This window comes from Cupriavidus sp. GW823-FHT07A04, from assembly GCF_058794615.1.
In genome coordinates, this window is the sequence record NZ_JBXAHA010000008.1 from 272,810 (window position 1) to 298,657 (window position 25,848).

The window sequence follows — 25,848 nt, forward strand, 5'->3', positions numbered from 1 at the left end:
AGGGACCAGGCCAGCCCCTTCGCTTTGGGTCAGGCATGCCCGTTGCCGCGATGGATGTCGTGCGTGACAAACGGCTTCTCGTGCGTCGGCATGGCCAGCCACTCCGGATGCTTCAGCGTTTCCCGGATGTCGTCCAGCCCGCTGGTCCAGTGCTCGTTCATTGTCAGCAAGCCAAACTGATAATCCTTGGCGTTGCCTTCAAACGTCTTGTCGCGATAGATCAGCTGGATCACGTTGCGGCGTGCATCGCATGCGTACTCCGCCGCCTTGCGGTACCAGTCGTTGTCACGCTGCCCCTGCGGCACCAGCGCCATCACTTCGCTCAGCATGCGCCGGTAGTTCTGCTGCTCGCTCATGTAATCCGTGATGGTGCGCGTGCGGCTGGAGTACTGGATGTCTTTCTGCCGCTCGGCCACGTCCAGCAGGTTGTGCGGCAGCTTGCCCCGCGCGCTCCACAGGTCCACCTGGAAGATCAGCGCGTCACGCCGGGGCTGGGCCGTCAGCACTTCCGACAGCGGCGTGTTGGACACCAGGCCGCCATCCCAATAGAACTCGCCATCGATCTCCACCGCGGGAAAGCCGGGCGGCAAAGCGCCGGAGGCCATGAAATGCTCGGCATGCAGCTTGCGTCGGGTGTTGTCGAAATAGGCGAAATTGCCGGTCCGCACATTCACCGCGCCCACCGACACGCGCATCTCGTTATGGTGCGAGTTAATGCGATCAAAATCGGCAAAGCGCTCCAGCGTGGCCTTGAGCGGGCTGGTGTCGTAATAGCTGGCATTGGCGGGGCCGCACTGGCGCTCCACCAGGCTGGACCACGGACGAGGCTGGAAGAAGCCCCGCTGCCCCTCGAAGATGGCACGCGCGGCCTCGATGCCGTCGAACCAGATGCGCAGCGGATCAGGCCAGTGCGCGGCGCCCTGTGCTGCCACCTCGTAGGGCAGCAGGCTGGGCAGCCAGGGCTGCTGGCAGATGTAGTCCCAGAAGGCACGCAGCTGCTCGACCCTGCGCTCAGGTGCATTGCCCGCGATCACGGCTGCGTTCAGTGCGCCGATTGAAATCCCGGCCACCCAGTTAGGCTGGATGCCCGCCTCCGCCAGTCCCTGGTACACGCCCGCCTGATACGAGCCGAGCGCGCCGCCGCCCTGCAGCACCAACGCCCTGACCGTGTATTCATGGTGAACCGGCCGCGTGCGGCTGGCACCCTCGGGCGCGAGGTCCGGCGGCGCGCAGCCGCCGGGAGGCAGGAGGTTGGGCTCCGGCTCTCGTAGCGCCTCGGGCTTTGGCGCCTCGCGTTTGAGCGCGGGTGCCGCCGGGTTCGCTACCACGGCCGCCGCAGCGCTTTTTGCAGCCTGCTTCGGCGTGCCCTTTTTCTGTGCCACTGTATTTTCCTGTGCCACTTTATCCAGCTTCTGCCGACGTCCACCTGCCACGACCCCTCCTTGATGACTTTGCTTTCCGACCTTGCATGCGGTCATGGCGGCGGGAGGCGGTACCGCCGCCCGGCCGCTTTTTTGCCGCTTACTGCATGTACCAGCCGTGGCTCACGATAAAGGACTGCCCGGTCAGCGCCGCCGACGGGAAGGCGCAGAGGAACAGCGCGGTCTGCGCCACGTCGTCCACGGTGGTGAAGACGCCGTCCACGGTGCCGCCGAGCATGACGCGGCGAATCACCTCTTCTTCGCTGATGCCAAGCTCCTTGGCTTGTTCCGGAATCTGCTTGTCGACCAGCGGCGTGCGCACGAAACCCGGACAGATCACGTGCGAGCGCACGTTGTACTCCGCCCCTTCCTTGGCCAGCACGCGCGCCAGGCCAAGCAGCGCGTGCTTGGCGGCAACGTAGGCGGACTTCAGTGGCGAAGCCTCGTGCGAATGCACCGAGCCCATGTAGATCACGGTGCCGCCGCGCTTGTCCTTGTACATATGCTGGAGCGCGGCCTTGGTGGTAAGGAAGGCGCCATCGACGTGGATGGCCTGCATCTTCTTCCAGTCGGAGAAGGCGTAGTTCTGGATCGGGTTGACGATCTGGATGCCGGCGTTGGAGATCAGGATGTCGATGCCGCCGAACGCCTTGGCCACCTCCTCGGTAGCGCTGTTGACCGCGTCCTCGTTGGTGACGTCCATCGCCACGGCGATGGCGCGCCCACCGGCAGCTTCGATATCGGCGGCTGCCTTCTGCGCAGCCTCGAGATTCAGGTCGGCGATGGCGACCGCCGCGCCTTCCTTGGCCAGCAGCTCAGCAATGGCGCGGCCGATGCCGCTGGCAGCGCCGGTCACGATGGCGGATTTTCCTTGGAGCTTCATGGACGTTTCTCCTGTCTGGATGATTCAGGTTAGCCGGGCCGGCCGGAGGGGCCGGGACCGATGGAAACCGTTGGAAATCGTTGGATGCCTGGCCGCTCAGGCCAGGTAGTCGAACACCACCTCGCCCAGCCCCAGGGTGAGGTCGGCAACGTAGTGCTTGGCGCCGAGGACTTCCAGCACCGGAAGGCCAGCCACCGGCGCGAGCGCATGGGGCGACAGCGACAGCGCCGCAGGCCCGGTCCACGCGCCTTTCATCTGCACGTCTTTCAGGAAGTAGCAGACCAGCTCGCAGATGCGCGCGGAGCCGTCCACGTGCGGAATGATCTTGAGCAGGTAGTTTGGCGTGCTCGCAAGCGCCAGGCCCAGCGCGTCCTTGTCGAGTTCGCGGTGCTTGTAGCCCATGGTGCCGGTGGCGACGCGCACCGGGCCATAGTCGAGCGTACCGACCAGCGTATCGGTGTGGACCGCCAGTGTGGGGCTGGCCAGCTTCTTCGGAAAGCCCCATAGCTCGCGCCCGCCCGCCAGTGGCGGATGGTCGTCGAGGTACATGGCGTGGGTATAGTTGCCGGGCTTGCCCTGGTAGGTGACGGGAATCACCTGGCCCGATTCGGTGTAATCGCCAAATCCGGTGGAGTCTGGCATGCGGATGAATTCGTAGTTGACCACCGCGTCGGCGATCTCCAGGGGTTCCGGCACCACCGCGCGCAACAGCTCGGGATCGGTACGGTAGGAGATGATGAAGAATTCGCGATGGATGAAGCGGTATGGCCCCATCGGATAGGCCGGATTGGTGAGCGGCATGGCGAATGCCTGCTCGCGGATCGTCTTGATGTCCATCGCCAGCCAACCTCCTGAAGAGATGCTGCGCCGCCTTGCCGGGCGGCAAGGCGAATCGCTGGCGTCCCCGGGTATCCGGGGGGGAGGCCAGCGAGATCAGTCAGACCGGCGATTTTCCTGCGCGGTTCCCTGTTATCTGCTGCATTGCGACAAAGCGTTGCAAGCGGCAGGCAACAGATTCCAGACTATACGCCGTAGCGCTGCCGATAGGCAGCCACTGCCTCGCGCGAGCCGCCCAGCGCGGGATCCTGCGATGCGTCCAGGTAAGCCAGCAGGTCCTTCAGGCTGGCGATGGAGATCACCGGCACGCCATATTCGCGCTGCACATCCTGCACTGCAGAATGCGTGCCGACCTGATCGGCGGTGCCACTCTTTTCCATGCGGTCGAGCGCGATCAGCACCGCGGCCGGCTCCGCGCCAGCCGCGCGGATCATCGCCATCGACTCGCGCACCGAGGTGCCGGCCGAGATCACGTCGTCGATGATCACGACCTTGCCCTGCAGCTTGGCGCCCACCAGCGTGCCGCCCTCGCCATGATCCTTGGCTTCCTTGCGGTTGTAGGCGAAGCCGACGTCACGTCCGAGCCCGGCCAGCGCCACCGCGGTGGCGGACGCCAGCGTGATCCCTTTGTAGGCCGGCCCGAACAGCACGTCGAACTCCAATCCGGATGCCAGCAGGGTTTTCGCATAGAATTGCGCCACCTGGCCCAACATCGCACCCTGGTTGAACAGGCCCGCATTGAAGAAGTACGGCGACTTGCGGCCCGCTTTGGTCACGAATTCGCCGAAGGACAGTACGCCGGCGTCGAGCGCGAAGCGGATGAAGGTCTGGCTCAGGTCGCCAGCGCCGGACTGCGGCGTCGTCTGCTGCGTCATCTTTTCTCTCTGATTTCAAAATTTCCCGAGATGTTACGGATTATCAGCGCCAACCTCAACGGCATCCGCTCCGCGGCCAAGAAAGGCTTTTTCGAATGGATGGGCAAGCAGGACGCAGACATGGTCTGCGTCCAGGAGCTCAAGGCGCAGGCTGCCGACATGACGGAAGCGTTCCTGGCGCCACACGGCTACCACGGCTACTTCCATTATGCGGAGAAAAAAGGCTATAGCGGTGTCGGCCTTTACACGCGCCACAAGCCGGAGCGCGTGATCACCGGTTTCGGCATCGACGAATTCGATAACGAAGGCCGCTATGTCGAGGTGCAGTATCCGCACCTCGCCGTGATCTCGGTCTATGTGCCCTCGGGCTCCAGCGGGGAAGAACGCCAGCAGGCGAAGTTCCGCTTCATGGAAGCCTTCCTGCCCCACCTGCTGCAGCTCAAGGCCAGCGGGCGCGAGATCGTGCTGTGCGGCGACGTCAACATCGCCCACAAGGAAATCGATATCAAGAACTGGAAGGGCAACCTGAAGAACTCAGGTTTCCTGCCGGAAGAGCGCAGCTGGATCGGCGAGCTGTTCGACGTGCACGGTTATGTGGACGTGTTCCGCAAGCTGGACCCGCGCCCCGAGCAGTACACCTGGTGGAGCAACCGCGGCCAGGCCTATGCGAAGAACGTCGGGTGGCGCATCGATTACCACCTGGCCACGACGAAGATCGCCGAGACCGCGCGCGCCACCTCGATCTACAAGGACGAGAAGTTCAGCGATCACGCGCCGCTGTCGATCGACTACGACTTCCCGCTATAACAGGTGCGGCCGAGGGCGCACCTGTTACGCCTAGCGCACCTCTCCAAGCAGCTCCGGGTGCCGCTCCAGCACCTTGAGCAGCTTGACCAGCGCCAGCGGCGGTTTGGTCTTGCCAGTCATGATTTCCCCGCACGCCGGACAAAAGCCGCCCGAGAGCGCGGGAACGGTGGCCGTTTCGCCCTTGTACGTATTGGACACGTCGGGGCACGTCGCGCGTGTCCTGCACCAGTTCCCCCAACCTAGTTACAATGCTGCTTCCCATCCGATTCCGGCATGGGACCCTTCGTATTTCCGAGTGAGTCCGCCATGGTTTTCAAAGTGTTCGTAGATGGTCAGGAAGGCACCACCGGTCTCCGGTTGCTCGACTATCTCTCCGGCCGTTCCGATGTGGAGCTGCTGCGTATCGCCGATGACAAGCGCAAGGATCCGGCCGAACGAGCACGCTTTCTGAATGCTGCCGACGTCGCTTTCCTGTGCCTGCCCGACGTTGCCTCCCGCGAGGCCGTGGCGCTGGTGACCAATCCCAATACCTGCGTGATCGACGCCAGCACGGCGTTCCGCACCACCGACAGCTGGGCCTACGGCCTGCCGGAACTCACGCGCGGCCAGCGCGAGAAGATCCGCGCCAGCAAGCGCATCGCCGTGCCGGGCTGCCACGCCAGCGCCTTCCTGATGGCAGTGCGCCCGCTGGTGGAAGCCGGCGTGATGCAGGCCGACTACCCGGTCTCGGCGTTCTCGCTGACCGGCTACAGCGGTGGCGGCAAGCAAATGATTGCCGAGTTCGAAGCCGGCGGTAACCCGAAGCTGGACAGCCCGCGCCCCTACTCGCTCGGCCTCGCGCACAAGCACCTGCCCGAGATGCGCGTGCAGGCCGGCCTGGCGCAGGCGCCGATCTTCAACCCGATCGTCGGCAACTTCCTCAAGGGCCTGGCCGTGACGGTGCCGGTGTACCCGGATCGCCTGGCGCGCAAGGTCACGCCGGAACAGATCGCCGATCTGTACCGCAAGCACTACGAAGGCGAGCAGTTCGTGCGCGTGATGCCGGTGGGCGACGAGGCCAACCTGGACGGCGGCTTCTTCGACGTGCAGGCCAGCAACGACACCAACCGCGTGGACCTGTTCGTGTTCGGCTCGGCCGAGCGCATCGTGCTGATGGCGCGCCTGGACAACCTGGGCAAGGGCGCTGCCGGCGCTGCGGTGCAATGCATGAACGTGCATGTCGGGGCGGACGAGGCGACTGGCCTGAGCGCCTGACACGCTTAAGCGCTAGTGCGGCGGCACCAGCCGCACGAATGAAAAAAAGCCGGCGATGGTTTCGCCGGCTTTTTTTCGCCCCGGGAAATCCCGTCGGTCAGATCCCGGCCTTGACCGCGACGCCCTTGAGCGCAACGCCAAGGTAGGCGCTGCCTTTGGCGCAGACGTAGGTGCTGTCGCTGGCGGTCTCGTCGTCCTTCCAGTTGCTGCGGATATCGACCACGGCGTTGCCGCCTTCCTTGGTCGCGCGCTGCTGCAACTCCTGCACCGCCTGCACGAAGAGGGTGGCGCACAACTCGTCGTCGGCCGGCGGCGGCGGGCCGCCGGTGGAGCGGCTGTTGTCGATAGGCCGGCGCATGCGCTTGACTGTCTTGAAAGACTGGCCGTCCTGCGCGCCCGGCAGCTTGTTGAAACCGAACAGCAGCCGGATCGACGGGTCCACGCGTTCCTTGGCCCCCGGTGTCGCCAGCGCCTTGTCGATCGGCATGCTCAGCAGCTGGTCGGCCGCCTGCGCGCTGCCGCCTGCCAGCAACGCGCCGGCCATCAGGCTGAATCGCACCCAACGCTTCATGGTCTTCTCCTCATTGCCCCGGTTCGATGTATTTATCGTACAGGATCCGCCATAAAGAGCGCCTCTCAGGCGTCTTTACTTTTTTAGTGGCTTTTGCCGGTCGTCGTCGCCGCTGTCGACCGGCGCGCCGCTCAGGTTGGCCATATTGGCCCGATAGGCCGGCAGCTGGCCGACGCTGGAATCGATCGCGCGCGCGTAGAGCGGCAGCACCTCAGGCAGGTGCTTTTCCAGCTCGGCGATGCGGGTGCGGCCCGATGGATGGGTGGAGAGGAACTCCGAGCCCGACTGCGCCGACGATTGCGAGACCGCCCCCATCTTCTGCCACAGCGACACGGCGGCGCGCGGGTCGTAGCCGGCACGCGCGGCGATGTCCATGCCAACCAGGTCGGCCTCGGTCTCGTCCGAGCGCGAGAACCGCAGCGTGAGCAACTGCGCGCCGGTGCCAAGTGCCATATTGCCGAGGTTGCCGAAACCGAACAATTGCGAGATCACGTTGGCGCCCAGGTTGGTGATCTCGGACTTGGCCGCCCGCTCGCGCGCATGCTCCTGCAGTGCATGGGCGATTTCGTGCCCCATCACCATGGCGACTTCGTCATCGGTCAGCTTGAGCTGGTCGAGCAGGCCGGAGTAGAAGGCGATCTTGCCGCCGGGCATGCAGAACGCATTGACCTGCTTGGAGTTGATCAGGTTGACTTCCCACTTCCATTGCTTCGCGCGCTCGTTCCAGCGCGGGGTCTGCGGCAGGATGCGCTTGGCGATGGCGCGCAGGCGCACCAGTTGCGGGTTGTTGTCGCCAACCAGCGTCTTCTTGGCCTGCGCCTCTTCCTTGAGTTGCTCGTACTCCTGCGAGGCCTGCTGCTCGATGACCTCGACCGGCACGATCTGGCGGATGGACGCGCCGCCGCGTTGCACGCGGATGCCATCTTCAGCGTCCTGCGGCTGGGCCTGGCCCTGGGCCTGGACCGCGCTCATGCTCAGCGCGGCGCTGGCCGCCAGCGCCAGCGCGGCCAGTCGACGTGGCAACGCAATCCCGGCCCGCCGGTGGCGGTACTGACAACGCTGGCGATCGGACATGGACGATTCCTTGGATGCGATTTTCGGCAAGCAGGGTGGGCAAGGGTTGATGCGGCCAGGACACGGTCCGGGCCCTGCGCATCCCGCGCATCGGGGCGGCGCTGACGGTAATGCAATAATACACGGCGCCTTGCCCAGCCTGATTGCCCCGATTGCCCCGATTGCCCCGACTGCCCCGCTTGCCATCCTGATTCATGACCTTTCAAGCCTATCTCGACATTTTCCGCAATCGCCGCATCGGCGCCATGCTCACGCTGGGCTTCGCGTCCGGGCTGCCGCTGGCACTCACCTCCGGCACATTGCAGGCCTGGATGACGGTGGAAGGGCTGGATATCAAGACCATCGGCTTCTTCTCGCTGGTGGGCCAGGCCTATATCTTCAAGTTCCTGTGGGCGCCGCTGATGGACCGCTATACGCCGCCGCTGCTGGGCCGGCGCCGCGGCTGGCTGCTGGTGACCCAGATCGGGCTGGTGCTGGGCATCGCGGGCATGGCCTTCTGCCCGCCGCACGAGGCGCTGTGGACACTGGCGGCGCTGGCCACGCTGGTGGCCTTCTTGTCTGCCTCGCAGGACATCGTGTTCGACGCCTACAGCACCGACGTGCTGCGCGCGCCGGAGCGTGGCGTGGGAGCGGCGGTCAAGGTGCTGGGCTACCGGCTGGCGATGCTGGTGTCGGGCGGGCTGGCACTGTGGCTGGCCGACCGCGTGATGGGCTGGCAGCAGATGTACCTGCTCATGGCGGGGTTGATGGGCATCGGCATCGTCAGCCTGCTGTGGGCGCCCGAGGCGGAATCGCCGGCGCGCACGCCACGCTCCATGGAGGAAGCCATCCTGGGCCCGCTGCGCGACTTCTTCTCGCGCCCGGGCGCCTGGTGGCTGCTGCTGCTGATCGTGCTCTACAAGCTGGGCGATGCGTTTGCCGGCAGCCTGTCCACCACCTTCCTGATCCGCGGCGTGGGCTTTTCGGCCGGTGAAGTCGGCCTGGTCAACAAGACGCTAGGGCTGGCCGCCACCATTGTGGGCGCGCTGTTCGGCGGCACGCTGATGGTGCGCCTTGGCCTGTACCGCTCACTGATGCTGTTCGGCATCTTGCAGGGGGTGTCCAACCTCGGCTACTGGATCCTGGCGGTGACGCCGCCGCACCTGTGGACCATGGGCGCCACCATCGCGGTGGAGAACCTCTGTGGCGGCATGGGCACGGCGGCCTTCGTGGCGCTGCTGATGACGCTGTGCAACCGCTCGTTCTCGGCCACCCAGTACGCGCTGCTCTCGGCGCTGGCCTCGGTCGGGCGCGTCTATGTTGGCCCCAGCTCGGGCTACCTGGTGGAGGCCTTCGGCTGGTCGGCCTTTTACCTGAGTACCGTGGTGGCGGCGGTGCCCGGCGTCGTGCTGCTATGGGCGATGCGCAACACCGTGCATCGCTACGAAGCCCGGGCCCGCGCCGCGGCCTAGCCCCCCGACACCCGGCAGCACGAACGCTTACTCGCCTGGAGGCTGTTTCAGAATGGCCTCTTACTGCTTGTAGTAGACGATCTGGTGCGAGGTCGCGAGCAGTTCTCCCTGCGGGCTCCAGATCTGCGCGCTCTGGTCGAAGAAGCCCTGGCGGAACACCTGCGCCTGGGCGCTGCCCAGCACGTGGCTGTTGCCCAGCGCGGCCAGGGTCGGGGCGTCGGCATGGAAATACGTGGTCAGCGACACCGTGCCGGCCGGCACGAAGCCCGCGCGCTTGAGAAAGATGCGCGGGTAGAAGGTGTCGCACCATGCCGCCATCGCGGCGAAGTCCGGCGTACGCGCGGGCGCGTCGCGCAGCCAGAACTGGGTCACGCTGTCCGGGTTCTCGGTGCCGGCCTCGACATTCGGCTTGGCGCCGCGCACCGGCCGCAACTCATACGCATCCAGCCAGCGCACCGGTGCGAAACCGGCCATCGGGGCGACATCGCTTGCCGGCGGCACCTGCGGGAACACGGCCTCGCCGCAATTCCAGGTCTCGCGGCGCACGGCGAAGAAGGCGGTAGCCGTGGTGGCCACTTCATCGCCCTGGCGCAGCTCGATGGTCCAGTGCTGGGTGTTGCGGTTGGTGCGCACCGGACGCGCTTCGATCACGAACGGCCCTTCGACGATCGGGCCGGCAAAGTTGACGGTCAGCGCGGACGGATCGCCCAGCCGCTCGGGATGCTGCAGCACGGCTTGCAGCAAGGTGGCCGCAGTGATGCCACCGAAGGGGCCGATCATGTTCCAGTAGGCCGGCGTGGTGCGGCCGTGGAAAAGATTGCCTCCCGCCGGCTCCAGCGCGATCGCGTGGTCGAAGGAATGGATGGTCTGGCTGGCTGGCGTGGCGGACATGTTGGGGACCAAAAAAGTACGATCGTTCGATAATACTGCAAACGGCAGACAGGCGCTGACACCGCGTCAACCGGGCGCCCCTCCAATCCGCCGCCGGGTCAGCCCCGCGCCCGCCGCAGCGGATTCCAGCCGAGCTGGTTGCCGATCACCGCCAACAGGATCAGCGCCATGCCAGCGAGCTGTAGCGGCGTGAGCACCACCCCGAACACCAGCACGTCAATCACGATGGCCACCAGCGGATAGACAAACGAGAGCGTGGCGATCGACAGCACGTTGAGGCGCTGGAAGGCGCCATACAGCAGCGTGTACATCACGCCGGTATGCACGAGGCCTAGCGCCAGCAATGCCCCCCAGGTCCGCCCGCCGAACGTCTCGACCGCCGGATGCGCCAGGGGGAACAGCGTGACCACCCCCATCGCCATCTGCAGGCCCGCGATCTGCCCCGCCGGAATCCCCTTGAGCCGGCGCGTGGCCATGGTGGTGATGGCGTACAGCAACGCCGCCAGCATCGCCAGCCCGACCCCGGCCAGCATGCCGCCGGTGGCACCGCCGTGCTCCAGCCCGGTAATCAGCACCACGCCGCCAAAGGCCAGCACCAGCCAGGCAAGCCGCCCGGGCGCGATGGCCTCGCGCTGGAACAGCGCCGCCAGCAGCAGCAGGAAGAAGGGCTGGGTGTGATAGACCACGGTGGACACCGAGATGCCGCTGTACGAATAGGCAGAGAACAAGGCCAGCCAGTTGAGGATCAGCGTAACGCCGCCCAGCGCCAGCCAGCCCCAGTCGCGGGCGCGCATGGGCTGCCAGCCGCGCCGCAGGGCGAGCGTGCCCAGCAGCGCGGCGCCGCCGAAGATGCAGCGGAAAAACACCACATCCAGCGGCGACTGCCCGCTGGTCACCACGAACCAGCCGATGGTGCCCGACAGGGCCATGGCGGCCACCATGCGCCAGGCACCGCCGCGCCGGGCGGGTTCCGTGGCCTGCGGGGCCGGGGTGGCGGCCGGGGAAACCACGGCGGCGCCAGATCGATCGATATTCATGGATGTCTCCTACGGAGCTTCGTACGCTTGGACGTCATTGTTCCATCGTGCACTCAGGTCAACAATCCATCCGATAAGCAATTACTATTTGATCTGTAATCACAAATACGGGAACCAGTCCATGCCGGTCGCGCAACTCAACGCCATGGCCGTGTTCGCCCGGGTGGTGGAATGCGGCAGTTTCTCCGCCGCCGCCCGCGAGCTTGGCATGACACCCTCCGCCGTCAGCCGCCATGTGACGCGGCTGGAAGCGGCCATCGGCGGGAGCCTGCTGCAACGGACCACGCGCGCCTTCACCCTGACTGAGCTCGGACAGGCAGTGCACGCCGCGTGCGCCCGGATGGTGGCCGCGGCGCAGGAAGTCAGCACGCTGGCCAGCGACCACGGCGGCGAGCCGCACGGCGTGCTGCGGGTCAGCGCACCGGTGGTGTTCGGGCAGGCCTGGCTGGCGCCGCGGCTGCCGGCCCTGCTGGACCGCTTTCCCGCGCTGGACCTGCAACTGACACTGGCGGACCGCCTGGTGGACCTGGTGGAAGAAGGCGTGGACGTGGCCATCCGCATTGCGCGCGAACTGGCGCCGGGGCTGGCGGCGCGGCCAATCCGCGCGGTGCGTTACCGGCTGGTGGCAGCACCCGGCTGGCTGGCGCGGCATGGCACGCCAGCCGAGCCGGCGGCGTTGGCCGGGCATCGCTGCCTCTACCTGGGCTATGGCGCCTTTGGCGAGCGCTGGAGCCTGCGGCGCAAGCGCGACGGGCAGACCGTGGCGCTGCGCATCCCGCCGAAGGTCACGCTCAACAACAGCGCGGCCATTGTCGCCATGGCGCAGGCCGGCGGGGGCATCGGGCTGGTGCCGGACTTCTCGGCCGCCGCGGCGCTGGCGTCGGGCAGCCTGGTACCGGTGCTGGACGACTGGGAAATCCTCGAACCCTACGTGGGCACGGCCTTCGCGGTCTACACGCCAACCCGCCACCTGGCCCCCAAGGTGCGCGCCTTGATTGACTACCTGGTGGCGCAGGCCGCGCTGGAGACCAGCGACTAGCGCGGCGGACCGCTGAGCGCAGCCCCGCGCCCTCGCCGGCTCAGGTGGCGCAAACCCGATACACCGCCAGGCTGCCGCGCCAGTTCGAGCCCCAGTTGACCGTCACGCCCTCGTGCATCACCACGCGGTCGAGGATGCGCAGGCCGACCTTGGACGCCAGCGACTCAAAGTCGCTGATGGTCAGCACCCGCACGTTCGGCGTGTTGTACCACTGGTACGGCAGCGCCTCCGACACCGGCATGCGCCCGCGGAACACCGACAGCCGGTGCGGCCAGTAGCCAAAGTTGGGGAAGGACACGATGCATTCGCGCCCCACCCGCAGCGTCTCGCGCAGGACCTGCGCAGTGTTGTGGATGGTCTGCAGCGTCTGCGACAGGATCACCGTATCGAAGCTCTTGTCCTCGAACAGCGCCAGGCCGCCTTCCAGGTTCTGCTGGATCACATGCACGCCCTTCTGCGCGCATGCCAGCACGCCTTCGTCCTGGATCTCGATGCCGTAGGCCTGCACGTCGAGCTCGTCCTGCAGCACGCGCAGCAGGCTGCCGTCGCCGCAGCCCAGGTCGAGCACGGTGGAATTGGGCTCGATCCAGCGCGCGATGGCGCGGAAGTCGGGGCGCAGCGCCAGGATATTGGGGTTGGCCGCGGCATTCATGCGCCTATCTCCTCGGCAATGCGTTCGTAGTAGGCGCGCATCAGGTTGTGATAGCGCGGGTCGTCCAGCAGGAAGGCATCGTGCCCGTGCGGCGCATCGATCTCCGCATAGCTGACCGGGCGCTTGTTGTCGAGCAGGGCCTTGACCAGCTCGCGGCTGCGATTGGGGGCGAAGCGCCAGTCGGTGGTGAAGCTGGCCACCAGGAAGCTGGCCTGCGTCTGCGACACCGCGCGCGTGAGATCGCCGCCGAAGGCCAGCGCCGGATCGAAGTAGTCGAGCGCGCGCGTGATCAGCAGGTAGGTGTTGGCATCGAAGTACTCGGCAAACTTGTCGCCCTGGTAGCGCAGGTAGCTCTCCACCTGGAACTCGACATCGAAGGAGAAGCGGATGTCATCGGTCTTGAGCTCACGGCCGAATTTCTCCGCCATGTCCTCGTCGGACAGGTAGGTGATATGGCCGATCATGCGCGCCACGCGCAAGCCGCGCTTGGGCTTGACGCCGTGCGCGTAGTAGTTGCCGCCGTGGAAATCCGGGTCCGACAGGATGGCGCTGCGCGCGACCTCGTTGAAGGCGATGTTTTGCGCCGACAGCTTGGGCGTGGAGGCCACCACGATGCAGTGGCGCAGCCGATCCGGGTACATCAGGCTCCAGGCCAGCGCCTGCATGCCGCCCAGGCTGCCGCCCATCACCGCCGCGAACTGGGTGATGCCGAACCGGTCCGCCACGCGCGCCTGGGCATTGACCCAGTCTTCCACGGTGACCACCGGGAAGGTGGCGCCGTAGGGCTGGCCGGTGGCGGGGTTGGCACTCATCGGGCCAGTCGAGCCGAAGCAGGAGCCAAGGTTGTTGACGCCGATGACGAAGAAGCGGTCGGTGTCGAGCGGCTTGCCCGGGCCGACCATGTTGTCCCACCAGCCGACATCGCGCAGGTCGTGCTCGTACACGCCGGCCACGTGGTGCGAGGCGTTAAGCGCGTGGCACACCAGCACAGCGTTGGAGCGGGCGGCGTTGAGCGTGCCGTAGGTCTCGACCATCAGGTCGTAGTCGGCGAGCGAGGTGCCGTTGCGCAGCTTCAACGGCTCGGTGAAATGCATGCACTGCGGCGCGACGATGCCGACCGAGTCGGTCGGCAGGGCAAGCGCGGCAGGAGGCGGAGCTACGTCTGTCATGGAATAAGCCCGTTGGCAAACAGGCGTAAAAAAACCCGACCGGCCTTGCGTGGACGTTGCCTGCGGATGACATCAAACCTGACATCAAGCACAGCATCAACGACGGCGCAGCCAAATCGGGTTTTGCACGGGTCTTGCGTCCCGCGTGCCGGTGCCTTGCGTGGCAGGGAACCGACCCACCTCTTTAGCCGCATTTATATTGGCTGCCGGAACCCCCAAAACCAATCCTCCAGGGGTTACCATGCCGCCGCGCGCCCGCAAGCCAGTCTTCAAATCGGCGCGACCCGCTTATTATAGAGCAAACAAACGCGCCGGCGGCGGCGCGCCGCCAGACGCTAACCAAACGCCAATCCAGCCTTGACGAAACCACCCAGCATCCTGGTCATCGAAGACGAATCCGCGATCGCGGACACCATCCTCTATGCGCTATCCACCGAAGGCATGACGGTCGAGCACTGCGCGCTCGGCAGCGCCGCACTGGCGCGCCTGCGCGCGCAGGCGCCGGACCTGGTGATCCTGGACGTGGGCCTGCCCGACATCAATGGCTTCGAAGTCTGCCGCACGCTGCGCACCTTCTCCGATGTGCCGGTGATCTTCCTCACCGCGCGCAACGAGGAAATCGACCGCATCGTCGGCCTGGAGATCGGCGCCGACGACTATGTGGTGAAGCCCTTCTCGCCGCGCGAGCTGGCGGCGCGGGTACGCGTGATCCTGCGGCGTGCCGGCAAGCGCGCAACAGCGCAGGAGCCGGTGCAAGCCCCGGCGCCGCCTGAAGGCTTCACGCTCGATGCCGACGGCGCGCGCCTGGCCTGGCGCGGCCAGTGGCTCGACCTGACCCGCTACGAGTACCGGCTGCTGGCCTTGCTGCTGCAGCACCCCGGGCGCATCTATTCGCGCGCGCAGCTGATGGACCTGGTCTGGCACGACGCGGTCGACACCATCGACCGCACCGTCGACACGCATATCAAGACGGTGCGCGCCAAGCTGCGCGCGCTCGATCCCGAGTGCGATTCGATCCGCACCCATCGCGGCATGGGGTATTCGCTCGAAAGCTGAGCCGCGCTTCCACTTTATTCACAACCCAACCACGGCCACGCATGCATATCGGGCTTCGCATCTTCCTCGGCTTCTTCCTGATCGTCGGGCTGGCGGCTTTCCTCACGCTGCGGGTGTTCGTGCAGGAGGTCAAGCCCGGCGTGCGGCAGGCCATGGAAGACACGCTGGTCGACACCGCCCACGTGCTGGCGGTGCTGGCCGCCGACGACATGAAGAGCGGCCGCATTGCCAACGGCGCCTTCGCGCGCCGCCTGGCGCGGCTGCGCGAGGACAAGGTCGACGCCAATGTGTGGGGCATGCACAAGGATGCGGTGGGCTACCGCATCTACATCACGGACGAGCGCGGCATCGTGCGCTTCGATTCCGGCGAAGCAGCCGTGGGCGCGGATTACTCGCGCTGGAACGACGTCTACCGCACGCTGCGCGGCGAGTACGGCGCGCGCAGCACCCGCGCCAACCCCGACGACGACGCCAGCACGGTGATGCACGTGGCAGCACCCATCCGCGACGGCAACAAGACCATCGGCGTGCTGACCGTGGCCAAGCCCAATGTGACCATGGCGCCGTTCATCGAGCGCAGCCAGCGCAAGATCCTGCTCAACGGCCTGCTGCTGATGGGCGGTGCGTTCGTGATCGGCCTGGCCTGCACGCTGTGGCTGGTGCACGGCCTGCGCCGCCTGCAGCGCTACGCGCGTGCGGTGGCGTCGGGCGAGCGTGCCGAGATGCCGCTGCGCGGCGCCAGCGAGCTGGCCGAGCTGGGGCGCTCGGTGGAGAGCATGCGCCTGCGGCTGGAGGACAAGCAGTACGTCGAGCACTATATCCACACGCTGACGCACGAGATGAAGAGCCCGCTGGCGGCCATCGGCGGCGCCGCCGAGCTGCTGCAGGAGGACATGCCGGCCGCCGACCGCAACCGCTTCGTCGCCAATATCCGGCGGCAGGCGCAGCGGCTTGAGGAAATGATCCGCAAGCTGCTGGCGCTCGCGGCACTGGAGCAACGCCAGAGCCTGGAGACCCACGCGCCGGTTGCGCTGGAGCCGCTGATCGAGCAGTTGCTGCATGAGCTGGAGCCGCGCGCGCGCCAGCGCGACCTGACGCTGCGCTTGCTGCCGCCGGGCCAGCCCGCAGCGGTGGTGAGAGGCGATCCGTTCCTGCTGCACCAGGCGCTGGGCAACCTGCTGGAGAATGCCATCGACTTTGCGCCAGCGGCCAGCACGGTCGACGTGTCCGTGGCGCACGGCAATGAGCCCGCTCACATGATCGCCGTGCGCGTCACCGATCACGGCCCCGGCGTTCCCGACTATGCGCTGCCGCGCCTGTTCGAGCGTTTCTACTCGCTGCCGCGCCCCGGCGGGCAAGACAAGAGCACCGGGCTGGGCCTGTGCTTCGTACGCGAGATCGCCACGCTGCATCGCGGTGACATCACGCTGGCCAACCGCGCCGAGGGTGGCGCGTGCGCGACGCTGACGCTGCCTGCGGCATAGCGGCTTCACACTCAACACACAATCGCGCGAATCGCTTCACGCAGGCTTCCGCGGCGGCTCACATGGCAAGCCTAAGCTAGCGGCATCGTCACTCCCGCGCGCCTGCCGCCATGAACCGAATCCTGTTTTTCAAGTCCGCCATCACGGCGTTCCTGATCCTGCTGATCCTGATCCCGCTGCACCTCGTGGGCAACGCCGTGCAGGACCGCAAGCACTACCGCGAGGAAGCGGTGCGCAGCGTCTGGCAGAGCTACGCCGGCCCGCAAACCCTGACCGGCCCGGTGCTGGTGCTGCCGTACAAGGAGATCCTGCGCGTGACGGACAGCAGCGACCCCAAGCGGCCGAATGCCACCGTGCTGCAGGCGGAGGCCGGGCAGCTGCTGGTCTTCCCCACCACGCTGCGCGTCAAGGGCGAGGTCACGCCGAGCGAGCGCTATCGCGGCATTCACAAGGTGCTAGTGTACGAGATGCAAAGCCGCTGGCAGGGCACCATCGCGCTGCCCGATCCGGCCGAGCTGCCGCGCTCGGCCGGCCACGTCGGCTTTGAGGTGGGCCAGCCATACATCACGATCGGCATCAGCGACACGCGCGGCCTGATGGCGGCGCCTGCGTTCGAGCTGGACGGCAAGGCGCTTAAGCTGGAGCAAGGCGCACTGCTCAAGAGCCTGTCCCAAGGCCTGCACGCCGAGATCGACCTGCCGCCCGCCAAGGCCGCCAAGCCCGGCCTGGATGGCAGGTCCGCGCAGGCACAGCGCGTGGTGCCGTTCTCGCTGACCTTGCCGCTGCTGGGCGCGCAGTCGCTGGCCTTCACCCCGGTGGGCGACCAGAACGATATCTCGCTCGATTCCGCCTGGCCGCATCCGAGTTTCGACGGTGACTTCCTGCCTCGCACCCGCAGCGTGACCGCGCAAGGCTTTCGCAGCAACTGGAGCGTGACCTCGTACAACACCAAGGCTCGCGGCCAGCTCGCTGGCTCGGGCGACGGCACGCTGGAAACGGTGTCGGTGACGCTGATCGATCCGGTCAACATCTACCTGCAGGCGGAGCGCGCGGTGAAGTACGGCGCCATGTTCGTGCTGCTGACCTTCGCTGGCTTCTTCATGTTCGAGCTCATCAAGCGCCTGCGCATCCACCCGATCCAGTACCTGCTGGTGGGCCTGGCGCTCGCGGTGTTCTTCCTGTTGCTGCTGAGCCTGTCCGAGCATATCTCGTTCGCGCTGGCCTACCTGGCGGCCAGCGGTGCCTGCATCGGGCTGCTGGGCTTCTACTTGTCGTTCGTGCTGCAGAGTTGGCGGCGCGGGCTGGCCTTTGCCACGCTGCTGACGGTGCTGTACGGCGCGCTCTATGGCCTGCTGCTGTCGGAGGACAATGCGCTGATGCTGGGCTCGCTGCTGATGTTCGTGATCCTGGCTGCCATCATGGTCATGACCCGGCGCATCGACTGGTACGCCGCGGGCGCCGCATGGCAGCCGCTGCGCGACAAGCCTGCCGCCCCGGCCGGCGAAGAAGACGCCGGCGCTGCCGCCTCGGCATCAGCCTGAACGAAGGCGCAACGCCATGCCAACCTACCTTCATTGCGCCCCGCCACTCGCGCTGGCGGCCGTGCTGGGACGGCGGCGGGTGCCGGCCGGCCTGGTGCTGGCTGGCGTCGCGGCGAGCATCGTGCCGGATGTCGACATGCTCAACGTCTGGTACGCCGGGGTGCGCTACAACACCTTGCTGGGCCACCGCGGCCTGACCCACTCGATCGGCTTCGCGGTGGCGCTTGGCCTGCTGGCCGCGCTGGCGGCGCGGCGCTGCGGCTGGCAGCGCGGCATCGCGTTCCTGTTCATCGCACTGAGCACCGTGTCGCATCCCTTGCTGGACCTGTTGACCGACCGCGGCATCGGCACGGCGCTCTTCTACCCGGTGACGGCGCAGCGCGTGACCTTGCCATGGCGGCCGCTGCCGCTGGCCGGCGCGGGCCTGTTTGGCGCTGCGCGCTTCTGGCTGGAGTGTGCGTGGATCGGCCTGCCGCTGCTGGCGTTCGCCACGCTCGGTGCTGCGCTGCGCCGCTGGTGCGATCGCATCAGGCCTGTCGATCGCCGCGTGCCGGTGCGCGCCTGTGCGGACTGACGCCAGCATGACAACCACCGCTACACGCATGCGCGATTCGCCCCGCTTGCGCCCTGGGCTGCACTACGGCCATGGCCCCGCGCATAACCGGCTCGACCGTATCCTGACCGCGCCACGCCCTGGCCTTGCGCTCACCGGCGCGCGGCGCGGGCTGTGCGAGTTCCTGGCCTTCGGCGTCAAGGAGGCGCGCTCCTGCTTGTTCGCGGGGCTGTTCTTCCTCTGCGTGTTCGCTGTCCCGCGCGGCGGCCTGCTTGGTATCCCGCGCTACGACCTGCTGCTGGCAGCCGCGCTCGGCATCCAGGCGGCGATGGTGTGGGCGCGCCTGGAAACGCTGGACGAACTAAAGGCCATCAGCCTGTTCCACGTCGTGGGCTTCGCGCTGGAGGTGTTCAAGGTCTCGGGTGGCATCCAGTCCTGGAGCTACCCGGATTTTGCGTACACCAAGGTGCTGGGCGTGCCGCTGTTCTCGGGCTTCATGTACGCGGCGGTAGGCAGCTACATCATCCAGGCCTGGCGCATGCTGGACGTGAATGTGCGCCATCACCCGCCGTACTGGATGGCGGGCCTGATGGCGGCGCTGGTCTACGCGAACTTCTTCACCCATCACTTTATCGGTGACTACCGCTGGTACCTGGCTTGTGGCATCGCAGGCCTGTACGCGCGCACCACAGTCCGCTTCCGCCCGCTGGACCGCGAGCGCGAGATGCCGCTGTTGCTGGCCTTCGTGCTGATCGGGCTGTTCGTCTGGATCGCGGAGAACATCAGCACGTTCTTCGCGGTATGGCACTACCCCAACCAGCTTGGCGCGTGGTCGGCGGTGCATGTGGGCAAGTGGAGTTCCTGGTCCCTGCTGATCGTGATGACGTTTACCATCGTGGCCAACCTGAAGCACATCAAGGCCAGCATCCATGTGCCGGCGGCCTGATGACGAAAAAAAGGCAGGCGCGAGCCTGCCCTTTCTCATGGCCGATGGCGCGGCCTAGCCGAGCAACACGCGCAACTGCGCGTCCGCGTTCTCGCTCGGCAGCTTGCGAAAGCCGCTCTTGGCATAGCGATGCCACTGCCCCTGCACGGTCGCCACGATCAGCGCGGCGCGCACCGGCACATCGGCGTCGGGCGGAAACGCACCCTGGCTGATGGCGATCTTCAGGCACTGCCGCAGCGAGGCCTCGATCCGGTCCACTACCTGGTTGATGCGCTCCTGCAGGCGATCATGCTCGCCCACCAGCGCTTCGCCGGTCAGCACGCGCGTCATGCCGGGATTCTTCTCGGCAAAGGACAGCAGCATGCGCACCACGGCGTGCGCCTGGCGCAAACCATGCTCTTCCTGGGTGGTGATCTGGTTGATCAGTCCGAAGACGGTCTGCTCGATAAAGCCGATCAGGCCTTCGAACATCTGCGCCTTGCTGGCGAAATGGCGGTACAGCGCCGCCTCCGATACGCTGAGCTTGGCCGCCAGCGCCGCGGTGGTGACCTTTTCCCCGCGCGGCACTTCCAGCATCCCGGCCAGCGTCTGCAGGATCTGCACACGCCGCTCGCCAGGACGCGGGCGTTTGCGTGCCGGCGCCCCGTCCGCGCCTGCGCCCTGCCCGGCAGCGGCCGGAGCCGCACCCGATGGGTGCCCGTTACTGTGCATCATGACCCGATTCTCCGCATTCGTCGTTGGAGTTGATGCATGGATTGTACTTTTACGTCCACATAGCCGGGGCGATTTACGATCCGCGCCCGCACGCGCGGCGCCGATGCCGGCAGCGCCTGCGGCGCTGTCGTGCCAGTCGCCAGCGCGGGCGGATCCTGCGTCTCGGCCGCCACCAGCGTCACCGAATGTTCCTGCGCGGCGTGGCCGGTGTGCTGCCGGTCCTGCGCATCCAGCGTGCTGCGCAGCACGGCGTCACCGCTGGCGCCCGCCACCGCGGAGCCCGCGGGCATCGGCACGTCGTGCGGACGCGATGGCGCCAGCGTGCGCAGGTAGCCCGTCACCCAGGCCGTGCGAATGCCCGTGCCCGCGTAGCGCTTGAGGTGGGACAACGTGTCTTCCACCAGCACCGCACGGTGCGGCGCCACCCGTTGCTGCACCAGCAACCGGCGCAACATGCGCCGGTCCGGCTTGGGCCGCAGATGGCCGTGCACCCACATGTCCTCAATCGCGACCACCCGCTCGAAACACTGTTGGATGCCAGCCACCTTCATGACCGCGCGCGCGTATTGCTCCGGTGCGTTGGTCACCAGGATCTTGCGCCCGGGCAGGCGGCGCAGGTGGCCGACCAGGCCGCGCTGCACCCGCACCATCTCCGCCAGTTCGGGGAAATCATGCGCGGCGCGCAGGAAGTCGGCCGGGTCCACGTTGTGGTGGCGGATCATGCCCAGCAGCGTCGCGCCATAGCGCTGCCAGTACTTCACCCGAACCTCGCTGGCGATGGCCTCGTCACTGCCCAGCACGCGCGCGACATACGCCGTCATCAACTGGTTGATGGCGGGAAAGATCGCATGCGACGCGTCGTGCAGCGTGTTGTCGAGGTCGAACAGCCAGACCGTGCGGCCGGAATTGTCGCCCGCGGGGCGGCGTCGGCGCGCACCGCGCAGGCTGCGGCGCAAGGGCGGGGAAATAGTGGGCACGCAGGAAGAAAAAGAAGTGAAGCGGCAGCGCGCGGCGCGCGCTGCCGTAGATGCGTTCTAGTGCGAACGGATCATGGTACCGAACGCTTGTTCGGTCAGGATTTCAAGCAGCAGCGAGTGTTCGATGCGGCCGTCGATGATGTGCACCGAATTCACGCCGCTCTTGGCCGCGTCCAGCGCCGACGAGATCTTGGGCAGCATGCCGCCGGAGATGGTGCCATCCGCGAACAGTTCCTCGATCTCGCGCGCCGACAGGTCGGTCAGCAGGTTGCCGGCCTTGTCCATCACGCCCGGGATGTTGGTCATCATCACCAGCTTCTCGGCCTTGAGGATCTCGGCCATCTTGCCCGCCACCACATCGGCGTTGATGTTGTAGGCCTGGCCGTCGTCGGAAAAGCCGATCGGCGAGATCACCGGGATGAAGGCGTCGTCCTGCAGGGCCTTGACCACCGCCGGGTTGATGGCCTCGATATCGCCCACGAAGCCGATGTCGATGAAGGCGCCGGGGCTTTCGCGGTCCGGCATCTTGAGGCGCTTGGCGCGGATCAGGCCGCCGTCCTTGCCGGTCAGGCCCACGGCCTGGCCGCCATATTGGTTGATCAGCATGACGATGTCCTGCTGCACTTCGCCGCCAAGCACCCATTCGACCACTTCCATGGTCTCTTCATCGGTAACGCGCATGCCCTGGATAAACGTGCCGACCTTGCCGACCTTCTTCAGGGCTTCGTCGATCTGCGGGCCACCGCCGTGAACCACGACCGGGTTCATGCCGACCAGCTTGAGCAGGATCACGTCGCGCGCGAAGCCGTGCTTGAGCTTTTCCTCGGTCATCGCGTTTCCGCCGTACTTGACCACAATGGTCTTGCCGTGGAACTTGCGGATATAGGGCAGCGCCTCGGCAAGGATTTCGGCCTTGAGGGCTGGGGCAATTGCGGCCACCGCGGTAGCGGCAGGCCCAGGGGTGTCGGCGTTCATGGCAAGGGACATCCGTGAGATTCAACAGGTATCATGGCAATTCTGACCGGCGGTGAGCGATTGGTTAAGGGGCTTTTTACCCCGAATAGGCCACCTCCGGCCGCGGCAGGCGCCGATTTTACAAGAAACCGTGGCGCACGCGTGCAGACGGTGGTGCAGCGGGGGTTCAAAACCGGTGCATGCGTACTGCGGCGCACCATGGCGTTCTATCCACGCAACAGTTGTCCAACGGTTGTCCAACAGTCGCATCGCCATCGAATAGCGGCAACACAATGAGCCTGCACCCCGACGATCTTAGCGCCCTGCGCCCCCATTTGCTGCGCTTCGCCCGCCTGCAACTACGCGACCAGGCACTGGCCGAGGATACCGTCTCCGACACCCTGGTGGCCGCGCTGGAACACCCTGAGCGCTTCAGCGGCCAGTCCGCGCTGAAGACCTACCTCATCGGCATCCTCAAGCACAAGATCATCGATACGCTGCGCAGCGGCCGGCGCGAAGTACGCCTGATGCTGGGCGGCGGCGACGAGGACGGCGAGGCGCAGTCGGATATCGATGCCTTCGACGCCCTGTTCGCCAAGAACGGCCACTACCATACGCCACCTTCCGACTGGGGCAACCCGGACCGCGCGCTGGAGCGCCGCGAGTTCTTCGAGATCCTCCAGCTGTGCGTGGACAAGCTGCCCGCCAAGATCGGCCGGATTTTCATGATGCGGGAATGGCTGGAGCTGGAAACCGAAGAAATCTGTCAGGAACTCGAGATCACGACGACTAATGCCTGGGTCATGCTGTACCGAGCCCGCATGCGCCTGCGCGAGTGCCTGGAACTGAACTGGTTTGGGCAGAAGGCGTGAGCGCCTGACGCTCGCCCGAGCTTGTAAGCAGGCCGGGGCAGCCAGGCAAGCTGCCCCGGCCCGAAACCGCCTCTCCGACCGAAGGAAGCCATGCCTGACACGCCACCCCACCGCCGGCTGCTGCCAAACTGCCGCGAGATCCACCACCTGACCATGGAAAGCATGGACCGGCCGCTGAGCTGGTTCGAGCGCGTGCGCATGCGCGGACACATGGCCATTTGCGATGCATGCACCAATTTTTCGGGCCAGATGCGGCTGATGCGCTCCGCCATGTCCCGGCTGGGCCAGGAAGACGAGCTGCCCAGGGACAAGCCGTGAGCGATCCGGCCACGGTGCTGACGGGGCAATTGCGCCCCATCGAGCATTGCAGCGCCTGCGGCGCCGGCTTTGTCTGCGGCTATGCCGCCGGCCTGCCCCACTGCTGGTGCGCCACCCAGCCACTGCTGCCCGCCCGGCAGATCGTGCCGGGCCAGCACTGCCTCTGCCCCGCCTGCCTGGCACGCCGCCGCGAGGATGCCGGCCAGGCGCAAACCAAGGGCTGATCAGTTCGCCGACTGCGCTGGCGTTGTGCTGCCCGCGCCCGCCGCGGCGAACTGCATCACCACCACCCCCAGCACCACCAGCGCGGCGCCGGCCATGCGCCCCGGCGTCACGGCGCGCGCCGCGAAACCCGCCAGGCCAAACTGGTCCAGCAGCAGCGCGCCCACCATCTGCCCCGCCACCACCGCCGCGATAAAGCCGCCTGCGCCCAGGCGCGGAGCCAGCACCAGTGCCACGGTAATGTAGAACACGCCCGCCACGCCACCGCCCCACATCCAGCCCGGCCCGCCCACCGCCAGCGAGGGCAGCGGAACCTTCAGCAGCCACAGCAGCGGCACCACCACCGCCAGGCTGACCAGCAGCGACACCACAGTGGCCCATAGCGGATGGCCCAGGCTGCGCCCGAGCGCGGCGTTGGCGCCGGCCTGAAAGGGGATCACCGCCCCGGAAACAATGGCCACCAGGACGGGAACGAGGCCGGCAAGCGCCGGCGAAAAGTGATTTATACCAGGCATTGTGGCATCTCCTTCGCCAAAAATTGGATGCCCCAGTGTGAAATATTGCGCCGCGAATTACCAATTCTCGTTTCGTAGCGTTAATATGCGCCGCATGAATGATCTCCGCGGTATCGACCTGAACCTGCTGGTGGTGCTGGAAGCCCTGCTGGCCGAACGACATATTTCGCGCGCCGCGCTGCGCCTGCACCTCAGCCAGCCTGCGGTGAGCCACGCGCTGGGCCGCCTGCGCCAGTTGCTGGACGACCCGCTGCTGGTGCGTGGCCAGGGCGGCCTGGTGCCGAGCGCGCGCGCCCACGAACTGGCGGGCCCGCTGGCCGAGGCGCTGGCGCAGGTACGCATCCTGCTGGGGCCTTCCGGCTTCCAGCCCGCCACGGCGCGCCGCAGCTTCCGCCTGGCCATGTCCGACTACGGCGCCATGGCGCTGCTGCCCGGCCTGCTGCGCGCGGTGCGCAAGATCGCGCCTGGCATCGACCTGGTGGTCAGCCAGGCCAGCCGCGAAGCCATGACAGCCAAGGTCGCGGACGGCGAGATCGACCTGGCGCTGGGCGTGTTCGGGCAGCCCCCGGAAGGCGTGCACTGCACGGAGCTATTTGAGGAAACCTATGCCTGCATGGTGGATGCGGCCACGGTGCGCGGCCTGGGCAAGCTTGACCAGGTGGCGTACCTGGCCCGCTCGCATGTGCTGGTGGCGGCCCACAGCGAGCGCGTAGATGCCATCGACGCCGCTGTGGCCAAGGTGGGCGGGCGGCGCAAGATTGCCTGCGTGCTGCCCCACTGGAGCGTGGCCCCAGCGCTGATTGCCGGCACCAACCTGGTCCTGACCACGGCGCGCCGCAGCCTGGCCGCGTTCGAGGAGGACCCACGCTTCGCGGTGTTCGATCCGCCCTTCCCCCTGCCGGGCTTTGGCTTCAGCCTGATCTGGCACGACCGTACCGACGCCGATCCCGGCCATAGCTGGCTGCGCGACCGCGTGATCGCGGTGGCCGCAGGCGACGAGCCGGACGACGCGATCAGCCTGCGCAGCTAGGCAGCCCAGCTAGCTGCCTGTACGGCTCAGTGCTTCAGTGCTTGTGGTCACCGTGCGCGCCGGCGGCCGGCGCCGTTGCGGTGAGGTCGCGCACTTCGGCGTCGACCTTCTGCTCGGTCACCTTGCCACCCTGCTCGATCTTGAGCGTCAGCGGCACGGTGTCACCCTTCTTCAGCGGCGCCTTGAGACCCATCAGCATCACGTGATAGCCACCCGGCTTGAGCTCGACGTCCTGCATGCGGGGCAGGTCGAGCGCGCCGATGGCACGCATGCGCATCACGTTGCCATCCATCTTCATCTCATGCACTTCGGCTGTGGCTGCCGCCGGCGTGCTGACGCCGATCAGCTTGGCGGGCTCGTGCGCATGCAGGGTCATGAACACGCCGGTGGCGGTCTGCGCCGGCACGGTGCCGCGCGCCCAGGCGTTGCTGACATCGACCTGGGCAAAAGCCGCGTTCGAGCACAGCGCGGCGAGCAGGGCGGCGGGCACCGCGGCGAGGAATCTGGCTTGCATCTGGACTATCTCCACTGAGATTCAAAGGACTGCACAAAGAGAACATTAGACCATGGCGTCCCTGGCGACGTGAGCCAGGCGGCGCAAATCGAGGAACCGGCCGGTTGGCTACCCGGCAGCGAACCGTTCAGTCTGGCAGCGGCCCCGGCGCCAACCAATGCGGCACGGTGTCGCACGCGGCAGGCCGGGCG

The 25,848-nt window shown here is 66.7% G+C and carries 29 protein-coding genes; 13 read left to right on the forward strand and 16 right to left on the reverse strand.

Annotated features, from left to right (window positions below; all coding sequences use genetic code 11):
- Nucleotides 1-29: 29 nt before the first annotated feature.
- The 4 genes from AC1Q7Q_RS16205 to pyrE form a co-directional block, all read right to left on the reverse strand.
- A complete protein-coding gene (locus AC1Q7Q_RS16205) occupies nucleotides 30-1,382 on the reverse strand; it encodes a DUF3734 domain-containing protein (RefSeq protein WP_492373925.1) in 1,353 nt (450 codons plus the stop codon).
- 139 nt (nucleotides 1,383-1,521) lie between these two features.
- A complete protein-coding gene (locus AC1Q7Q_RS16210; protein ID WP_441640848.1) occupies nucleotides 1,522-2,304 on the reverse strand; it encodes a 3-hydroxybutyrate dehydrogenase in 783 nt (260 codons plus the stop codon).
- Nucleotides 2,305-2,400: 96 nt separating this feature from the next.
- The gene (locus AC1Q7Q_RS16215; protein ID WP_441640849.1) at nucleotides 2,401-3,141 is read right to left on the reverse strand and encodes an acetoacetate decarboxylase; all 741 of its coding nucleotides are present in this window, start codon (nucleotides 3,139-3,141) and stop codon (nucleotides 2,401-2,403) included.
- A 185-nt stretch (nucleotides 3,142-3,326) separates the two neighbouring features.
- Nucleotides 3,327-4,016, reverse strand: coding sequence for an orotate phosphoribosyltransferase (gene pyrE, locus AC1Q7Q_RS16220; protein WP_492373924.1), 690 nt, complete (start codon nucleotides 4,014-4,016; stop codon nucleotides 3,327-3,329).
- Between the two features lie 30 nt (nucleotides 4,017-4,046).
- Between pyrE and AC1Q7Q_RS16225 the strand changes: the two genes are divergently transcribed.
- On the forward strand, nucleotides 4,047-4,823 hold the full coding sequence (locus AC1Q7Q_RS16225; RefSeq protein WP_492373923.1) for an exodeoxyribonuclease III: 777 nt from the start codon (nucleotides 4,047-4,049) through the stop codon (nucleotides 4,821-4,823).
- A 30-nt stretch (nucleotides 4,824-4,853) separates the two neighbouring features.
- Here AC1Q7Q_RS16225 and AC1Q7Q_RS16230 read toward each other — a convergent pair whose 3' ends face one another.
- Nucleotides 4,854-5,021 carry a type II toxin-antitoxin system MqsA family antitoxin gene (locus AC1Q7Q_RS16230; protein ID WP_492373922.1) on the reverse strand — a complete coding sequence of 56 codons (168 nt, stop codon included), beginning with the start codon at nucleotides 5,019-5,021 and terminating at the stop codon, nucleotides 4,854-4,856.
- A 108-nt stretch (nucleotides 5,022-5,129) separates the two neighbouring features.
- On the opposite strand from AC1Q7Q_RS16230, the gene argC reads away from it, so the two are divergent.
- Entirely contained in the window at nucleotides 5,130-6,077 is a 948-nt protein-coding gene (argC, locus tag AC1Q7Q_RS16235; RefSeq protein ID WP_183032188.1) for an N-acetyl-gamma-glutamyl-phosphate reductase, read from the forward strand.
- 97 nt (nucleotides 6,078-6,174) lie between these two features.
- On the opposite strand, the gene AC1Q7Q_RS16240 is transcribed toward argC, so the two are convergent.
- Together AC1Q7Q_RS16240 and AC1Q7Q_RS16245 are read right to left on the reverse strand one after the other, a co-directional pair.
- Nucleotides 6,175-6,648, reverse strand: a complete 474-nt coding sequence (locus AC1Q7Q_RS16240; RefSeq protein WP_492373921.1) for an excinuclease ATPase — start codon at nucleotides 6,646-6,648, stop codon at nucleotides 6,175-6,177.
- A 75-nt stretch (nucleotides 6,649-6,723) separates the two neighbouring features.
- Entirely contained in the window at nucleotides 6,724-7,722 is a 999-nt protein-coding gene (locus tag AC1Q7Q_RS16245; protein WP_492373920.1) for a M48 family metallopeptidase, read from the reverse strand.
- Nucleotides 7,723-7,916: 194 nt separating this feature from the next.
- Between AC1Q7Q_RS16245 and AC1Q7Q_RS16250 the strand changes: the two genes are divergently transcribed.
- A complete protein-coding gene (locus AC1Q7Q_RS16250; RefSeq protein WP_174426061.1) occupies nucleotides 7,917-9,173 on the forward strand; it encodes a muropeptide transporter in 1,257 nt (418 codons plus the stop codon).
- Nucleotides 9,174-9,233: 60 nt separating this feature from the next.
- Here AC1Q7Q_RS16250 and AC1Q7Q_RS16255 read toward each other — a convergent pair whose 3' ends face one another.
- Nucleotides 9,234-10,064 (reverse strand): acyl-CoA thioesterase, encoded by an 831-nt coding sequence (locus tag AC1Q7Q_RS16255; RefSeq protein ID WP_492373919.1) that lies wholly within the window; start codon nucleotides 10,062-10,064, stop codon nucleotides 9,234-9,236.
- Nucleotides 10,065-10,162: 98 nt separating this feature from the next.
- Nucleotides 10,163-11,101 carry a DMT family transporter gene (locus AC1Q7Q_RS16260; protein ID WP_492373918.1) on the reverse strand — a complete coding sequence of 313 codons (939 nt, stop codon included), beginning with the start codon at nucleotides 11,099-11,101 and terminating at the stop codon, nucleotides 10,163-10,165.
- A gap of 121 nt (nucleotides 11,102-11,222) precedes the next feature.
- Here AC1Q7Q_RS16260 and AC1Q7Q_RS16265 point away from each other — a divergent pair, with 121 nt between their 5' ends.
- Nucleotides 11,223-12,140: a LysR family transcriptional regulator gene (locus AC1Q7Q_RS16265; protein WP_492373917.1), complete on the forward strand. Its 918-nt coding sequence runs from the start codon at nucleotides 11,223-11,225 to the stop codon at nucleotides 12,138-12,140.
- A gap of 40 nt (nucleotides 12,141-12,180) precedes the next feature.
- On the opposite strand, the gene metW is transcribed toward AC1Q7Q_RS16265, so the two are convergent.
- Together metW and metX are read right to left on the reverse strand one after the other, a co-directional pair.
- Nucleotides 12,181-12,792 carry a methionine biosynthesis protein MetW gene (gene metW, locus AC1Q7Q_RS16270; protein ID WP_416050247.1) on the reverse strand — a complete coding sequence of 204 codons (612 nt, stop codon included), beginning with the start codon at nucleotides 12,790-12,792 and terminating at the stop codon, nucleotides 12,181-12,183.
- Nucleotides 12,789-13,961 carry a homoserine O-succinyltransferase MetX gene (gene metX / locus AC1Q7Q_RS16275; RefSeq protein WP_416050246.1) on the reverse strand — a complete coding sequence of 391 codons (1,173 nt, stop codon included), beginning with the start codon at nucleotides 13,959-13,961 and terminating at the stop codon, nucleotides 12,789-12,791. The genes metW and metX overlap by 4 nt, the downstream gene beginning before the upstream one ends.
- A 357-nt stretch (nucleotides 13,962-14,318) precedes the next feature.
- On the opposite strand from metX, the gene creB reads away from it, so the two are divergent.
- From creB to AC1Q7Q_RS16300, 5 genes are all read left to right on the forward strand, one after another.
- Nucleotides 14,319-15,017: a two-component system response regulator CreB gene (gene creB, locus AC1Q7Q_RS16280; protein ID WP_492373916.1), complete on the forward strand. Its 699-nt coding sequence runs from the start codon at nucleotides 14,319-14,321 to the stop codon at nucleotides 15,015-15,017.
- Nucleotides 15,018-15,058: 41 nt separating this feature from the next.
- Nucleotides 15,059-16,501: a two-component system sensor histidine kinase CreC gene (gene creC / locus AC1Q7Q_RS16285; protein WP_492373915.1), complete on the forward strand. Its 1,443-nt coding sequence runs from the start codon at nucleotides 15,059-15,061 to the stop codon at nucleotides 16,499-16,501.
- 110 nt (nucleotides 16,502-16,611) lie between these two features.
- A complete protein-coding gene (gene creD / locus AC1Q7Q_RS16290; RefSeq protein ID WP_492373914.1) occupies nucleotides 16,612-18,042 on the forward strand; it encodes a cell envelope integrity protein CreD in 1,431 nt (476 codons plus the stop codon).
- 16 nt (nucleotides 18,043-18,058) lie between these two features.
- The gene (locus tag AC1Q7Q_RS16295; protein WP_492373913.1) at nucleotides 18,059-18,616 is read left to right on the forward strand and encodes a metal-dependent hydrolase; all 558 of its coding nucleotides are present in this window, start codon (nucleotides 18,059-18,061) and stop codon (nucleotides 18,614-18,616) included.
- Nucleotides 18,617-18,719: 103 nt separating this feature from the next.
- Nucleotides 18,720-19,541 (forward strand): DUF817 domain-containing protein, encoded by an 822-nt coding sequence (locus AC1Q7Q_RS16300; protein WP_492373954.1) that lies wholly within the window; start codon nucleotides 18,720-18,722, stop codon nucleotides 19,539-19,541.
- A gap of 54 nt (nucleotides 19,542-19,595) precedes the next feature.
- On the opposite strand, the gene slmA is transcribed toward AC1Q7Q_RS16300, so the two are convergent.
- Genes slmA through argB form a run of 3 tightly spaced genes read right to left on the reverse strand, consistent with a single transcriptional unit; the run spans nucleotide 19,596 to nucleotide 22,219 of the window.
- Nucleotides 19,596-20,255: a nucleoid occlusion factor SlmA gene (slmA, locus tag AC1Q7Q_RS16305; protein WP_043343042.1), complete on the reverse strand. Its 660-nt coding sequence runs from the start codon at nucleotides 20,253-20,255 to the stop codon at nucleotides 19,596-19,598.
- Complete coding sequence (locus tag AC1Q7Q_RS16310) at nucleotides 20,252-21,232, reverse strand: HAD-IA family hydrolase (RefSeq protein ID WP_492373912.1); 981 nt, start codon at nucleotides 21,230-21,232, stop codon at nucleotides 20,252-20,254. Before AC1Q7Q_RS16310 ends, slmA begins: the two co-directional genes overlap by 4 nt.
- 57 nt (nucleotides 21,233-21,289) lie before the next feature.
- Nucleotides 21,290-22,219, reverse strand: a complete 930-nt coding sequence (gene argB, locus AC1Q7Q_RS16315; protein WP_006162725.1) for an acetylglutamate kinase — start codon at nucleotides 22,217-22,219, stop codon at nucleotides 21,290-21,292.
- A gap of 260 nt (nucleotides 22,220-22,479) precedes the next feature.
- Between argB and AC1Q7Q_RS16320 the strand changes: the two genes are divergently transcribed.
- The 3 genes from AC1Q7Q_RS16320 (at nucleotide 22,480) to AC1Q7Q_RS16330 (ending at nucleotide 23,600) form a co-directional block, all read left to right on the forward strand.
- The gene (locus AC1Q7Q_RS16320; RefSeq protein WP_492373911.1) at nucleotides 22,480-23,058 is read left to right on the forward strand and encodes a sigma-70 family RNA polymerase sigma factor; all 579 of its coding nucleotides are present in this window, start codon (nucleotides 22,480-22,482) and stop codon (nucleotides 23,056-23,058) included.
- A gap of 90 nt (nucleotides 23,059-23,148) precedes the next feature.
- A complete protein-coding gene (locus AC1Q7Q_RS16325; protein WP_492373910.1) occupies nucleotides 23,149-23,376 on the forward strand; it encodes a zf-HC2 domain-containing protein in 228 nt (75 codons plus the stop codon).
- Nucleotides 23,373-23,600: a cysteine-rich CWC family protein gene (locus AC1Q7Q_RS16330; RefSeq protein ID WP_492373909.1), complete on the forward strand. Its 228-nt coding sequence runs from the start codon at nucleotides 23,373-23,375 to the stop codon at nucleotides 23,598-23,600. The genes AC1Q7Q_RS16325 and AC1Q7Q_RS16330 overlap by 4 nt, the downstream gene beginning before the upstream one ends.
- On the opposite strand, the gene AC1Q7Q_RS16335 is transcribed toward AC1Q7Q_RS16330, so the two are convergent.
- Entirely contained in the window at nucleotides 23,601-24,113 is a 513-nt protein-coding gene (locus tag AC1Q7Q_RS16335; protein WP_492387186.1) for a DMT family transporter, read from the reverse strand.
- 94 nt (nucleotides 24,114-24,207) lie between these two features.
- Between AC1Q7Q_RS16335 and AC1Q7Q_RS16340 the strand changes: the two genes are divergently transcribed.
- Complete coding sequence (locus AC1Q7Q_RS16340; RefSeq protein ID WP_174426049.1) at nucleotides 24,208-25,143, forward strand: LysR family transcriptional regulator; 936 nt, start codon at nucleotides 24,208-24,210, stop codon at nucleotides 25,141-25,143.
- A 34-nt stretch (nucleotides 25,144-25,177) separates the two neighbouring features.
- Here AC1Q7Q_RS16340 and AC1Q7Q_RS16345 read toward each other — a convergent pair whose 3' ends face one another.
- A complete protein-coding gene (locus tag AC1Q7Q_RS16345; RefSeq protein WP_416050237.1) occupies nucleotides 25,178-25,657 on the reverse strand; it encodes a copper chaperone PCu(A)C in 480 nt (159 codons plus the stop codon).
- Nucleotides 25,658-25,848 lie beyond the last annotated feature (191 nt).

Bases quoted from the DNA above. Each gene is read 5' to 3' on its own strand.
- AC1Q7Q_RS16325 (WP_492373910.1), top strand. From the start codon at position 23,149: ATGCCTGACACGCCACCCCACCGCCGGCTGCTGCCAAACTGCCGCGAG.
- AC1Q7Q_RS16340 (WP_174426049.1), top strand. From the start codon at position 24,208: ATGAATGATCTCCGCGGTATCGACCTGAACCTGCTGGTGGTGCTGGAA.
- AC1Q7Q_RS16225 (WP_492373923.1), top strand. From the start codon at position 4,047: ATGTTACGGATTATCAGCGCCAACCTCAACGGCATCCGCTCCGCGGCC.
- AC1Q7Q_RS16240 (WP_492373921.1), bottom strand. From the start codon at position 6,648: ATGAAGCGTTGGGTGCGATTCAGCCTGATGGCCGGCGCGTTGCTGGCA.
- AC1Q7Q_RS16210 (WP_441640848.1), bottom strand. From the start codon at position 2,304: ATGAAGCTCCAAGGAAAATCCGCCATCGTGACCGGCGCTGCCAGCGGC.
- AC1Q7Q_RS16295 (WP_492373913.1), top strand. From the start codon at position 18,059: ATGCCAACCTACCTTCATTGCGCCCCGCCACTCGCGCTGGCGGCCGTG.
- AC1Q7Q_RS16250 (WP_174426061.1), top strand. From the start codon at position 7,917: ATGACCTTTCAAGCCTATCTCGACATTTTCCGCAATCGCCGCATCGGC.
- slmA (WP_043343042.1), bottom strand. From the start codon at position 20,255: ATGATGCACAGTAACGGGCACCCATCGGGTGCGGCTCCGGCCGCTGCC.
- argC (WP_183032188.1), top strand. From the start codon at position 5,130: ATGGTTTTCAAAGTGTTCGTAGATGGTCAGGAAGGCACCACCGGTCTC.
- AC1Q7Q_RS16265 (WP_492373917.1), top strand. From the start codon at position 11,223: ATGCCGGTCGCGCAACTCAACGCCATGGCCGTGTTCGCCCGGGTGGTG.
- metW (WP_416050247.1), bottom strand. From the start codon at position 12,792: ATGAATGCCGCGGCCAACCCCAATATCCTGGCGCTGCGCCCCGACTTC.
- AC1Q7Q_RS16245 (WP_492373920.1), bottom strand. From the start codon at position 7,722: ATGTCCGATCGCCAGCGTTGTCAGTACCGCCACCGGCGGGCCGGGATT.
- AC1Q7Q_RS16260 (WP_492373918.1), bottom strand. From the start codon at position 11,101: ATGAATATCGATCGATCTGGCGCCGCCGTGGTTTCCCCGGCCGCCACC.
- AC1Q7Q_RS16345 (WP_416050237.1), bottom strand. From the start codon at position 25,657: ATGCAAGCCAGATTCCTCGCCGCGGTGCCCGCCGCCCTGCTCGCCGCG.
- creC (WP_492373915.1), top strand. From the start codon at position 15,059: ATGCATATCGGGCTTCGCATCTTCCTCGGCTTCTTCCTGATCGTCGGG.
- AC1Q7Q_RS16215 (WP_441640849.1), bottom strand. From the start codon at position 3,141: ATGGACATCAAGACGATCCGCGAGCAGGCATTCGCCATGCCGCTCACC.
- pyrE (WP_492373924.1), bottom strand. From the start codon at position 4,016: ATGACGCAGCAGACGACGCCGCAGTCCGGCGCTGGCGACCTGAGCCAG.
- AC1Q7Q_RS16255 (WP_492373919.1), bottom strand. From the start codon at position 10,064: ATGTCCGCCACGCCAGCCAGCCAGACCATCCATTCCTTCGACCACGCG.
- metX (WP_416050246.1), bottom strand. From the start codon at position 13,961: ATGACAGACGTAGCTCCGCCTCCTGCCGCGCTTGCCCTGCCGACCGAC.
- AC1Q7Q_RS16335 (WP_492387186.1), bottom strand. From the start codon at position 24,113: ATGCCTGGTATAAATCACTTTTCGCCGGCGCTTGCCGGCCTCGTTCCC.
- argB (WP_006162725.1), bottom strand. From the start codon at position 22,219: ATGTCCCTTGCCATGAACGCCGACACCCCTGGGCCTGCCGCTACCGCG.
- AC1Q7Q_RS16320 (WP_492373911.1), top strand. From the start codon at position 22,480: ATGAGCCTGCACCCCGACGATCTTAGCGCCCTGCGCCCCCATTTGCTG.
- creD (WP_492373914.1), top strand. From the start codon at position 16,612: ATGAACCGAATCCTGTTTTTCAAGTCCGCCATCACGGCGTTCCTGATC.